At 39.3% G+C, this 13,057-nt stretch carries 8 protein-coding genes; 1 reads left to right on the top strand and 7 read right to left on the bottom strand.

All coding sequences use genetic code 11. The features are described 5' to 3' along the window. Nucleotides 1-64: 64 nt before the first annotated feature. The 7 genes from ABGT15_RS07010 to ABGT15_RS06980 all read right to left on the bottom strand — a co-directional run bounded on the left by ABGT15_RS07010 (nt 65) and on the right by ABGT15_RS06980 (nt 11,844). Nucleotides 65-1,468 carry a tetratricopeptide repeat protein gene (locus tag ABGT15_RS07010; protein WP_367230721.1) on the bottom strand — a complete coding sequence of 468 codons (1,404 nt, stop codon included), beginning with the start codon at nt 1,466-1,468 and terminating at the stop codon, nt 65-67. Between the two features lie 88 nt (nt 1,469-1,556). Continuing rightward, nucleotides 1,557-2,762, bottom strand: coding sequence for an aspartate aminotransferase family protein (locus tag ABGT15_RS07005; protein WP_367230720.1), 1,206 nt, complete (start codon nt 2,760-2,762; stop codon nt 1,557-1,559). Nucleotides 2,763-2,823: 61 nt separating this feature from the next. Continuing rightward, complete coding sequence (locus ABGT15_RS07000) at nt 2,824-4,482, bottom strand: OstA-like protein (RefSeq protein ID WP_367230719.1); 1,659 nt, start codon at nt 4,480-4,482, stop codon at nt 2,824-2,826. 117 nt (nt 4,483-4,599) lie between these two features. Beyond that, nucleotides 4,600-5,871 (bottom strand): adenylosuccinate synthase, encoded by a 1,272-nt coding sequence (locus ABGT15_RS06995; RefSeq protein WP_367230718.1) that lies wholly within the window; start codon nt 5,869-5,871, stop codon nt 4,600-4,602. A 57-nt stretch (nt 5,872-5,928) separates the two neighbouring features. Beyond that, the gene (locus ABGT15_RS06990) at nt 5,929-6,369 is read right to left on the bottom strand and encodes a Fur family transcriptional regulator (protein WP_367230717.1); all 441 of its coding nucleotides are present in this window, start codon (nt 6,367-6,369) and stop codon (nt 5,929-5,931) included. Between the two features lie 157 nt (nt 6,370-6,526). After that, nucleotides 6,527-7,327: a T9SS-dependent choice-of-anchor J family protein gene (locus ABGT15_RS06985; RefSeq protein ID WP_367230716.1), complete on the bottom strand. Its 801-nt coding sequence runs from the start codon at nt 7,325-7,327 to the stop codon at nt 6,527-6,529. Between the two features lie 173 nt (nt 7,328-7,500). Next, nucleotides 7,501-11,844, bottom strand: coding sequence for a fibronectin type III domain-containing protein (locus tag ABGT15_RS06980; protein ID WP_367230715.1), 4,344 nt, complete (start codon nt 11,842-11,844; stop codon nt 7,501-7,503). A gap of 281 nt (nt 11,845-12,125) precedes the next feature. Between ABGT15_RS06980 and ABGT15_RS06975 the strand changes: the two genes are divergently transcribed. Further along, the gene (locus ABGT15_RS06975; RefSeq protein ID WP_367230714.1) at nt 12,126-13,055 is read left to right on the top strand and encodes a hypothetical protein; all 930 of its coding nucleotides are present in this window, start codon (nt 12,126-12,128) and stop codon (nt 13,053-13,055) included. Nucleotides 13,056-13,057: the final 2 nt, after the last annotated feature.

Here is a 13,057-nt window from a genome sequence, read left to right as displayed (position 1 = left end):
AATTATGGTCAGTTATTTTGATAACTGACCATAAAGATAATAGTAAAATGTGGTATTTGATTTACTATTCGTCGGCTTTTTTATGTTTTTGAATATAATCCTGTACCGTTTTTCGATTCCAGATTACCGGAAACAATTCCTCAAGTAAGGATTTGTTTTCGTAGTTCAGTCGTAAGCCGTTGGCAAGATGAAATTTTCCTTTTATTTCGTCCTGTAACATGAAATACATTCCGGCTAAACGGTATTCCACTTCGTACTCTTCAGGGAAATATTCGGCAGCTTGTAAAAGCGTTTGAATTGCACTGTCAAATTCACCTAAAAATTGAAGGATGTCGCCCCAAAATAACCAAGTGTCCAATTCCAAATCGCCGTATTCGATAGCTTTTCTGAAACCATATTCTGCTTCTTCAAAGAAATTAAGCGCTTTGTTGATGGCAGCATAGCGTTTCCAGTATAATCTGTTTTCGTTGTCAATGCTGATTGCTTTGTTTACATAATATAAAGCTTTTTGGAAATTCTTCTGACGGATGTAAAAATCCGTGATGGCAATCCAGGCTTTATCTAACAAAGGATCTTCATGAACAGTTTTTTGATAGAATTGTAGTGCTAATTCTGCATTTCCCAGTTTTTCATGACATTTTCCAACGCGCAACAAGGCAAAAGAAGTAGCGTCATCCAATTCCATGGTGATGTTGTAACAGTCTATAGCTTCCTGATATTTTTTTAGTTTTTCCAGTGCTTTTGCTTTTTCAAGATATGCGCCTAAGAAATTCTCGTCAATTAAAGTGGCGTAATCGAAAGCACGGACCGCCTGGTCGTAATCCTTAACAGTATAGTACTGGCGTCCTAACTGATGCCAGGCTACTTCACTGTATGGATTTCTGTCGATAAAATTATTTAGGAATAAAATGGCTTCGTTGTTCTGATCTAAAAAGTCAAAACAATACACCACATTGTATAAAGCGGAATGGTCTTCAATGTCTTCATCCAAACATTTGATGAAATTTTCTTTAGCCAGCTCCAATTCGTCCATAAACAAATATTCCATACCGATTAAATTATACACATCGGCATAATCATCAGTGTATTTTAGAGCATTTTTTAGCATTTCCACTGCTTTTTCATGCTCATCTCTTTTGGAATGGATGTTTGCTTTTTGGATGTAAACTTCTTCGTTGGTCGGTTCAATGGCAAACAATTCATTGCAGAGTTTATCGGCAATGTCAAGCTTGTCTTCAAATACTAAGAGTTCAATCTGAACTAACTTCAAACCGGTAGATTTGGGATGTTGTTCTAAACCTAATTTAAGTGCCTTTTTGGCTAAGTTTATGCGCCCCGTGTCAAGATAATGAAGAATGATGTCTTCAAACTCTTCGGAGTCAAAGAAGAATACCTTGTTGGTTTTCAACATAGATTCGAACTTTGATAAGGATAAACTGTTTTCCTCTTCCTCGTTACTCAAATACATACTCCTGTTGTTTAAATTATCCTTATTAAAATTACTAAGACTTTGCAGCCTTTTTATGATGAACGTGTGTAGGTTGTAAACAATATTATTAACAATCTTGTTCCATAGCTTCTTCGGCCATCACTTCATTCATCGCTTCAAGAATGATGCCACAACCGTCTTCAATTTCTTTATTGGATAAAGTTAACGGTGGTGTGATGCGGATAGCACAGCCTTCAAAGAGTAACCAGAACAATATCAGGCCTTTTTCCTGACATTTGAAGATGATTTTATTGGTGATTTCAGGACTTTCTGTCATAGGTGCCAACATTAAGCCCTCACCGCGAATTTCTTTGATTAATGGATGCACCAACAATTTACGGATTAATTGCTCTTTTTCCAAAACCTCAGCCATTAAATCGGTTTCTAGTAGTTCTTTTAGTGTTGCCAAACAAGCAGCTGCAATAACAGGATGGCCTCCAAAAGTGGTAATGTGCCCTAATTTCGGGTCATGGCTCAATAAATCCATGTATTCCGATTTGGCCATGAAAGCACCCACCGGCATTCCGCCACCCATGCCTTTACCCATAACCACTACATCGGGAACAATATCGTAATTTTGAAAACCAAATAATTTACCGGTACGGCCAAATCCGGGTTGGATTTCGTCCAATATCATCAAAGCACCCACTTCATCGCAACGCTGACGGACTTTTTTCAGAAAATCGTTATGGGGTTGAATAAAACCAGCACCACCTTGTATCGTTTCCAAGATGATCCCGGCGGTTTTTTCGGTTATTTTCAGTAAATCCTCTTCGTTATTAAAAGTGATGAAATCCACATCAGGAATCAACGGTCGGAAGATTTGTTTGCGTTCTTCAAAACCCATGACACTCATGGAGCCCATAGTGTTGCCATGATAAGCGTTATGACAGGAGATCAATTGGCTTCTTCCAGTCACGCGTCGGGCTAATTTTAAAGCACCTTCTGTAGCTTCCGTTCCAGAATTTACCAAATAGACTTTGTCTAATGGAGCGGGGGTGTTTTTGGCTAATAGTTTGCACAATTCTACCGCAGGATCTTGTGCATATTCGCCATATACCATGACGTGCGCGTATTTGTCCAATTGATTGACTATTGCTTCCCGTACACGAGGGTGCTGATGTCCAAGCGTACACGCGGAAACTCCGGCCACAAAATCCAGATACGCTTTTCCGTTGGTGTCGTAAATATAAGAGCCTTTGGCGTGAGAAACCTCCATTCCTAATGGATAAGGAGAGGTTTGTGCCTGATATTTATAGAAATCTTTAAGCATATTGTAGGTATTCGTGGATTGGGTTATTCGGAAATCTTAAAACTAAGATTATGACTGAAAACTATTTTTTCTTCTTCTTTTTAACCGGAGCCGGAGCTGTTTTCTTTTCTGATTTCCCGTACTCTAGTGTTTCTTTCTTCACTTCCATCGGTTTTTCGGCTTCTACGGCATTTTTTTTGCTTTGCATCTGGGCTTTTTCATCCAGTGCTAATTCCTCTTTAGAGAAAATGTCTTCCAGCCGTTTTATTTCTTCATCACCTCGCCAGATAAAACCTCTTAGTTTTCGTGCGTTTTCCGGGAATTCTTTTTCGGGATATATTTGTCCTTCCGGATTGGTAAATTTTGTAACGGTCTGAATCTGATTTTCTTCCAGTTCTAAATGGATCGAACTGCAAACACCTTTGTCAATGCCAACGAGTTCATTTTTATCGTTGTACATGTAGTAAATCATTTCGGCGTTTTTTACCATATCGACCTCGTAGAGTTTGTTGTCCCGGAATTTACCGTAAAGATTCATTCCTTTCACCTGATTGAAGCCATTGCCGATAGTGTCTTTTTGAATGATAAAAGCATTGTTCATTACTTTTAAAGAATCCAGTTTTTCGGTTTGATTGTTGCCGATTAAATGCATGAGATCTCCAGTAAGCTGGCTTTTTTGGCTCCATAAAATGGGTCTTCCGATTAATTGGGTTAAACCTTTTGTCTGATCGGAATGAATTGAGTCACATTTTCCACTCATATCGGATTTGAAAATTCGTGCGTTTTTAAAGCCACGAACGATACGTTCTCCCTGTTTTCCGGTAACCAATAGTTTTTCTGCATGAATATAAACCGAATCGTTTTCCACAAAACTGGCGATTAAAGCTTTTTTGGTGATAAACATCGAATCTTTAGCGCGGTGCATTTCGGCGTAATGACCGGTTACGACCATCCGGTTAATGCTGTCCGTGATTTTTACATTATTGGTAGCTGAAGAGAAATTCCGCTTGCCGTCATAATATATTTTTTCTCCTTTGATTTTCCGGTTCTGATAAGTAATTGTTGAGTTTTTAGACAAATTAGACGTTTGGTTTTTGGTGTCATAAAAACCATTTTCAGTATAAATGATGTTGCCTTTGTTGTTGATCGTGGAAGGCCCGAAAACATAAGCGTGACCCGAATCTTCATAATAATCCAAATGATTGGTTTTAATGGTAGATTCCGGGCTGGTTACGGTAACCGCGGTTTTAAACTGGTACTTTTTCTCGTTTAAAAAATAACGTCCGGATTTACTTCTCAGCGTATTTTCTTTGTTGATGATGGTTCCGTGCGTGTTGTAATACGCCTGTTGGATGCTACGGTCGAAGTTAATGGTATCGGTAGTCAAAGTTGATTCCGGGGAACGCAAAACCACATCGCCCGTTGCGAAGGCAAACTGTTGGTTTCCATTGTATTCAGCATATTTGCTGGACATCGTGATGGTGTCGCCCTGATTCAGTCGGACATTTCCAAAAGCTTTTACATAATTTTCATTTTTAAAATGATAGGCCTTGTTGCAACTGATCAAAACTCCGTCGTGTTCCACCTGAACGTTTCCGGTGAAAATTACTGCGCCCGGAATTTCATTTTCGTTTCTGTCAGTGAAATCCGAATGCAAAATGTTAATGGTTTTCTTTTCCTGTGCCAATGATGACAAACCGATGAAAAGTGTGCAAAATATAAATAGAATGGAATTCTTCAATGTCTGAAATTTTGCCCAAATTTAAGTAAAATCTGTGAAAGCTAATTTGTATTAAGAATTATTTATAATTGACTTGTTTTCAAAAGAAAAACGCCTTCCGAAGAAAGCGTTTTTAAATTATTTTATAATGGTTTGTGTTCTGTCTGGTCCAACCGAGATAACTTTGATAGGTACTCCAACTTCACTTTCAATGAATGCTACATATTCTTTCAATTCTGAAGGAAGGTCTTCGTAATTGGTCATTCCTGTCAAATCTGCTTTCCAACCCTTTTTCTCAACATAGATAGGAGTAACGTTTTCTTCCTCGATGTTGTAAGGTAAATGATTGATTACTTCCCCTTTGTAGTTATATCCCGTACAAACTTTTAGTGTGTCAAAACCGGAAAGTACGTCGCCTTTCATCATGTACAATTGGGTAACGCCATTTACTTGAACAGCATATTTTAGTGCTACTAAATCCAACCATCCGCAACGTCTTGGACGACCTGTTACCGCTCCAAATTCGTTTCCAACTTTTGCAATGGTTTGTCCTACTTCGTCAAACAATTCGGTAGGGAATGGGCCGCTACCAACTCTTGTAGTATAGGCTTTGAAGATTCCGAATACTTCTTTTACGCGGTTAGGAGCGATTCCTAAACCGGTACAAGCTCCGGCAGCTGTTGTGTTTGAGGAAGTTACAAATGGGTACGTTCCGAAATCGATATCTAATAACGAACCTTGAGCACCTTCTGCTAAAATTGATTTTCCTTCTTTTAAAGCGTTGTTTAAAAATTCTTCGCTGTCAATGAATTGCAATGTTTTCAATACCTCAATGGAAGCAAAAAACTCGTCTTCCATTTCTTTTAGGTTGTACTGCATGTCTACATCGTAGAACGCAATCATCGCCTCATGTTTGTCTGCCAAACTTCTGTAACGCTCTTTGAAATCGGCTAATTCGATATCGCCAACTCTTAGTCCGTTTCTACCTGTTTTGTCCATATAAGTAGGGCCAATACCTTTTAAGGTAGAACCGATTTTTGCTTTTCCTTTAGAGGCTTCCGAAGCAGCATCCAATAAACGGTGTGTCGGTAAAATTAAGTGCGCTTTTCTGGAAATCAGTAATTTGGATTTTAAATCCATGTTGAATTTTTCCAAACCTTCTAATTCTTTCTGGAAAACAACAGGGTCAATCACGACACCGTTTCCGATAATGTTGATGGAGTTTTTGTGGAAGATACCGGAAGGAATCGTTCTTAAAACGTGTTTGATTCCGTCAAATTCCAAAGTATGTCCGGCGTTTGGTCCGCCCTGAAAACGAGCAATGATGTCGTATTTTGAAGTTAGAACGTCTACGATTTTTCCTTTTCCTTCATCGCCCCATTGTAGGCCTAGCAGTAAATCTACCGTCATTGTGTTGTTTGTTGTTTTAGTTGTTGTTTATTATTATCGGACTTATGAATGCCGAATTTACTCCTGTTTTTTGGTTCCGTAGAAATACAACGAATGGTTGTGAATTTCTATGCCGAAAATTTCTTCAATAGTCTGTTTAATGGTTTGGATGCGCGGATCACAAAATTCGATTACTTCGCCGGTATCCGTCATGATGATGTGATCGTGTTGTTTGTCGAAGTACGACTTTTCATAATGAGCCTGATTCTGGCCAAACTGATGACGACGTACCAATCCGCATTCTAAAAGCAGTTCGATAGTGTTGTAAAGGGTAGCGCGGCTCACACGATAGTTCTTGTTTTTCATTTTGATGTACAACGATTCGATGTCAAAATGCTCGTTACTTTCGTAGATTTCCTGAAGAATAGCGTAGCGTTCCGGAGTTTTTCGGTGCCCTTTTTCTTCAAGGTATTTGGTGAAAACGCTTTTTACAACTTCTTGGTTCTTACTGTTTTCCATTGGTTTTTCTATCAAAGACCCGCAAAGATAAGTTTTTTTAAGCGAATGAGCATATCCGAAAAAGCTTTTCTCGGTTTTTTTGATGTTGGTTCGATGGATAATAGAAAAGGCCCCTGTTTCCAGAGACCCTTTTACCGTTATAAAGTATGAAGTGCAATTATTGCTTAACTATTTTTCGGGTGCTTACCGTATTGTCTTTTGTTGTGATTTTTAAGAAGTATACTCCGGAAGCCAATTCGTTCATATCTAACACGGTAGTGTTTTGAACCTGTTTGATAACTGTTCCGGTGATGCTGATAAGCTGTAAGTTTTCAATTTCTTCTTGTGCTGTTATCTGCAATTTGTCCTTTACAGGATTAGGGTACACTTTAATGATGTTTTGATTTCCGAAAGTCTCATTGCTTAAAGTACCACTAATGTTTATATCGTCGATGCTCCAGTTGTCACCATCGTCTTGTGTCATCACGAAAGCTACATAAATCTGTTGTCCGTTGTAGCTGCTTAAATCAACTGTTTTCTGATTGGTCATTGGCTTTGCATAACCGAAGTCCGGTTCGCTATAGGTTGCAAGTGTCGTAAACGAACCGATGTTGGTTTGTGAGGTGGTAGAAACTCTCACGCTATAGGAGTTGCCATAGTTCATGGAAGGGTAGGATTCCGCACCATAAAACGTTAAGGAACATCCGGAATAGTTGCTAAGATTGATTAAAGGAGTTACCAACCAGTCTTCGGCCATTCCACCGGAAACATTTTCATAATGAACATGAGCACCGTTTGTCGTAGAATGATAATTAGTCGTGGAAACACCCCAACTCTCATTAACCCCTAAACCATTAGTGCCGGAATAGGCCACCCAACCAGCTGGTAAAGTACTGGAACTGTCAAAATTTTCACTGAATTGTCCAAATGATGCATTGGCGAATAATAAAGCAATAGCTAATTTGTAAAATTGATTCATAAATAATGTATTGAGTTTTAAAAATGTGATTCATAAATATTTTTTCAGAAGTCAGACAAGTTAAAACCTCTTGTGTAAGAGGTTTTACCTGTCTTTAAATGGAGGGTTTTAAGACTAACTACTAACTTTTTTAACCTCCACACCAAAAAAACTTGCTAAAAAAAACTAAAAAACTATTTAACTGTTACTACTGTCTTCTTGTAAATTGTTATATCGCCTTCCAGTACAATTTGGAATATTTTAACGCTGTCGGCCATAATTACGTTGTCTAATATTGCAGTATTGCTGTTGATATTTTGAGAATTGGCAATTTTCTTTCCGGTTATTTCATAAATAGTAACCGATTGTATTTTTCGTGCCTCAGAACTAACCTGTAAACCATTTTCGTTACTAATAATTACACTGTTTTCTATCTCATCGACCTCATCAGTACCTAATGTATTATTGGTGTAGCGCAACACAAATCGTTCGTCGAATTTACCGCTGCCAGTTGTAAAATTATAAGGCGATGATTTTAAATCATGAATAATGTTTAACAATCGGTCTTCAAGGAAAATATTTATGTTTTCAAAGCCTTCCGCTGCATGGATTCCTATTTTTGCAGTACCGTTTGCAGGGCTGTAATATCCTAATGGTACGGTGTCGGTAAGGCTAAGTGGCCATCTTCTTCCTTGAATTGTCAGTTTTTTGTCTTCACAAATGGAGTACAGTTTTAAGGAAGTTCCTTTTAAGGCATCGCCATCATATCCCCAGTCGATACCGTTAGAAGCGGCTGCTGTGTAACCAATCAATATCTGATTAAAGCTGTTGGAAGCATTGGTTAAGTTTAGCCATAATCGTTTTCTTTCAGCAGGACTATCAGTCTCATTTCTGTAGAAATTACTGTTGTTACCTGATACTCTCATCGCATTTGTAAATGTCACACTGGATGAAGAACCATTCGGCATGGCATCGTTGGCACTAACAAAGAACGATTGTCCTGACGCTATGAATTGAGTAGGAACTATTCCTCCTGAAATTGCTGTGACTGTACTTCCCATGGCGTTAACCGTTGCGTAGTCGTCTGTAGTGTAGTTGTAAACATAATTACCGTAAAACGGATCCAGAATCGAAGTTGAAGGAACCGTGTTGTGCGTCCATAGATAAACAGTTCCGTCTGTGGCAGTATTGTTTGCCGGTAAATTTAAAAAGGAAAGAATATCAATTGCCGACGGATACGGATTTCCGATAAGATTCCATTCGTCGTCAGCATCGGTTACTGCTGTGCTGCTGCCATTAACAAAAGTTCCGATATTGGTATTATTCCCTTTGGAAATAGTAGTTGTGAAAGTACCATTGTTAGGTGTTCCTACGAATGTATTTGTAAATATTTGTTTAGGGCCACTGGTTGGGAATGTTATAGGTGCTCTGGCAATTACCGCTTCTGTAGGGTTCATGTTTGAGGATGTACTCAAACTCTGCCACGTTCCATTACCACCAGCAACAGTTGGAAGGTATCTGAAAATGAAATTAGTTCCTGGACTTAAATTACCCACTGTAAAATTAGACGATACGGTAACCGGTGAATTCCAATAGGTATAATCATATTTGTACATAGGCTGTGTCGCACGTTTAATGTGTGCTACACCAGTATTGGCAGTATTGTTGGTTTGAATTAGTGAAGCTGAACTTTCAAGAATTAAATCGCCACCGGTATTAATGTTTACAAAATCGACAATTGAAAGCGTATTGCCGGAATTAACCGTTAGAATAGCTCCGTTATTGATGGTGATGTTTTTACCTAAACCAATATATCCGGCTCCGCTGATAATAGGGTTGTTAGGAGAAGAAGGAACTACGATACAGTCAGCTACAGTCGGAATGTTGCTTCCCGACCAGTTCGCGGCAGTATTCCAATCATTGTTAATAGTTCCAAACCAGGTTTTTTGTCCGTTGATTACAGCAGTGCCCGTAAGATTACCACTAATAGCATTACAATTAGCGTCTGATAGGGCAGAAAGGGTGTAAGTGGTAGCACCAGACGGGCTTACTGTAAACGTGTAAGGACTGCTGGTAATTCCGGAAACTGTTACTGGAGTAGTACCATCCGTATAAGTTACCGTCCAAGGTTGGCTGCCTGTTAAATTAATGCTAACGGTGGTATTTCCGTCACAAACATTTCCGTTTCCGCTTATGGCTGCGGTTGGACCGTTAGTGATTACAAAATCTACAGGAGTTCGTACTCCCGGATTTTCAGGACAGGCAGCATAGAAAGTATAGGTTCCGGGTGTATTGGTATCCGCTAATCCGGATCCGGACACACCTACAGGATTGAAAGTAGCTCCGTTTCCTATCGGGCTTCCTCCTGAAGCTGCCGTATACCAATCTACTCCTGAAGAACCGTTTACCTGAAGGATACTCCCCGGGCCGGTTACATTCCAAATATAGTTGTTGGTAACCGTGGCTGAAGTGTTTAAGTAAACTGTAGTGATTAGTGTATAAGTTGCGCCCGCAGCTAAAGGAACATTGTTTAGATTGGGTTCACTGGGTAATCCACTTCCGGTATCATCATCTCCAATTAGCCAATTACCGCTACCACAAATTCCGGGTGCAAACGGATAGGTTACGATATAACCCATTCCATCATAAGCACCACTGCTTGTCATGTTAAAGTTATAATTCCCTGAAACACTCACCTGAAAATTTAAAGTAGTATAATTTGCAGTATTCGGTCCAAAAGAACAAGTGTTGGAGTTATTCATGAAAACGGTTGGTTGCAGCGCAATTGGGTCTGTAGCACTGTTCCAAGAACCATTTATGGTATTTCCAATATTAGTTAACGATTGACACGAAGCTGTTGCCGATAAAGAAGCAGATCCGCCCGCACAAACAAAAGCATCTGTTGTGATTGGTGCTGCTGAATTGGTAGCTAATGCAACCGGTCCTATCCATGAAGTGCTGGTGTTGGCACATACGGAACGAACCCAAACATAATAAACGGTTCCTGGTACTAATCCGGTAAGGTTAGCAGTAGTTACACCTGCCGCTGTGCTTCCGGTTGGAGTTGTCCATGGTAAAGGCGGTGTTAATGTAGTGGATACATAGTAATTGTACCCGTTTGAAGGTACAGGACTTCCCGCAGTCCATGAAACTGTTGCGGTCGTATCCGTAATAGCAGAAGTTGTTAGTGCTGATGGATTCCCCGCACAAACTGTAGTCGTAACATTTCCACTGGCTGCAAAATTAGTACAGGCATTGTAAGCACGAATTCTGTAATAGTATTTCACTCCTGAGTTTAAACCAGTTACACTATATGTGGTAGTTGGATAATTTACATAAAAAGGGGAGCCTGGTATGTCTGTAGTCCAGGAAGGATCCGTGTAAACATTAATCATGTAAGTAATCGGATTCGCTGTACCTCCAGTTTGGGTCCAGCTCAAATCAAAGCTGGTATCGGTGACAGCACTGGAGGTCAAGGATGTTGGAGTTGCAGGACAGGTAGTTCCACCACCGCTTAAAAGTGTTGAATATACAGGGCCTCCTGCGCAACTGGTGCTGTTGTAGGCATAAATGTAATAATAGTAAGTGGTGTTTCCGGTTAATCCTGTTCCTGGAATAGAGGTAGAATTACTGGATTGTACAAAAGTAAGACCTGAACCTAAAGGTGCTAGACTGGCAGTAGTACTGTATGTTGTTCCGTTAACAGGTTGAGAAGGAGGCGTACTGCTGGTTGATCGGATTACCAAATAACCAGTAGCGCCACTTCCTGTAAAAGTCGCAGGCAGATTACTTGCAGTTATGGTTCCGTAAGTAAGGTTTGTAGCTGCTGATGGTGTAGTACAAGGCGGTGGTGCCGTACATACTAAAGAAACATCGTCAATACCGCCTGGTGGTTGGGTACCTGTTAACGCATTACACTTCCATTCAAAAACAATCCGATGCGCAAGACCGTTAGCGTAGATAGCAGGAATGGTGATACTGGCGTTTTGCCAAGTAGTCTGCCCTGAAAGAAGAGGACCAAGCTGATAATTGGATGTAATTGGAGAAACTGTTGGAGCTGTAGTAGTTGTAAAGGCTGAAGCGCCATAACTTGGCGCCGTTGTTGTTGCCGGGTTTATGTATACTTTTATATAGTCAGTTGTGCCTTGTCCGGCGCAGATCCATTTAAAGTTTAAAGTGATATTGGTTTGTCCGGAAGGAATGGTTACTGTTTTAAAGATGTGAGCTGTGGCACTTGATGTAATAGTATAAGTATGGGGTTTTGTAGCTGTACTGTTAGATACATACGCAGCATTGGTTCCACTGAATCCGGAAATGGCATTGGGTCCGATACACCAGTTGTTTAATGGTACGGTACCAGTAGAGGTTGTCCATCCATTAGCTGGGAAAGTAGTAGTCGCGTTTTCGAATCCACCATCAGTAGCAGGATCTATTAATGTTGTCTGCGCAAATACTTTTGGAGTATTAAGAAGTGGAATTAAAATTAAAAAGTAGAAGAGCAACCGCCAAGGTTTGTTTTCTGAGGTAATCTTTTTCATAAACTAATACGGATTAATCTTTTTAAAATTTTTTGTTTCTTTGGTTTAGGTTTTTTGGAAAAAATATCCAAACTTGCCTGCTTTAAGCTTGTTTGAATTTCGATGTGTAAAATTAAGTTTAAGAGAAAGTTTAATCGATATTAACTACTACTGCAATACTACGACACCCTATGTTTTTAAGCCATTTAACCTTTTTTTTCAGTGCGATCGGGTTTTTACTTTTCGTGATTAAGAGCTATCGACATAAAGGTTTTGAGCGGTTTTTAACCCTGTTTTCCTTCTTGTATTTCTCTTTAAGCGGGATATGGCTGTTTATAAATTCGTATACTACGGACCGTTTTGATTATTTAGATCATTACGCTGCCGTTAGCGAAAATCTTGCGTTGCTTTTACCGTTAGCAATAGTGTATCTGTTCAATAAAAGAAATCGTTCTAATGCTTTTTTGCGAAGTGTAGTAGTTGTAGTAGCGATCGCGGTTGGTTTTTATACGATTCATTTACTGATTAAGGACAATAGTTTAAACAGTCTTGTTTTTGTTTTGGAGAATAAAAACATTGTGAGTAATGCACTCTTGCAGATCGTTTACAACATAATCCTAATGGTGCTTTTCATCCTGGGTATCCGAAAAATTGAACTATCCGGAGGCAGTGAACTTTTCGATGGGATTTACCGTAAAGTTTTTATCCTTTTGTTTCTGGTGTATTACGCTCAGGATATCCTTTATTTTTTAATGGTGATTTTTTCGGTTACGAGTAAACAACAGTTTTATTGGCTTTATATTGTCTCGCTAACCAGTAATCTTTTAGTATCGTTACTTATTATTACTTTGGCGGTTTATACCAATTGGTTGTCATTGTTTAATAAAATTACTGCGGAGCCTAAATTAGAAACAATCTCCCTTCCGAAAGAAAACATACCTGTTTTTCACTTCGATAAAGAAGGTTTCCGGGCAAGAACCTGGATGGAATTTAAGAATGTATTATTTAATGACTATCCGGATTTGATAGATCATATAGAAAAGCTCGAATTCCTGTCCAAAACCGAAAAATTGTACGCAGGAATGCTTCCTTTCGAACTTTCGCACAAAGAAGTAGCTGATTTACTAAATGTATCGCTTCGTACCGTTGAAACCAATTTTTACCGATTGCGAACTAAATTAAAAGAGTATAATCACGCTTTGGCTTATCCGTACGAAGCTATTGATCTTTAAGG

The organism is Flavobacterium enshiense (assembly GCF_040750275.1).
Taxonomy (GTDB): domain Bacteria; phylum Bacteroidota; class Bacteroidia; order Flavobacteriales; family Flavobacteriaceae; genus Flavobacterium; species Flavobacterium enshiense_B.
The sequence above is the reverse complement of the archived record's forward strand: the minus strand, read 5'-3'. Positions and strand labels throughout refer to the sequence as shown.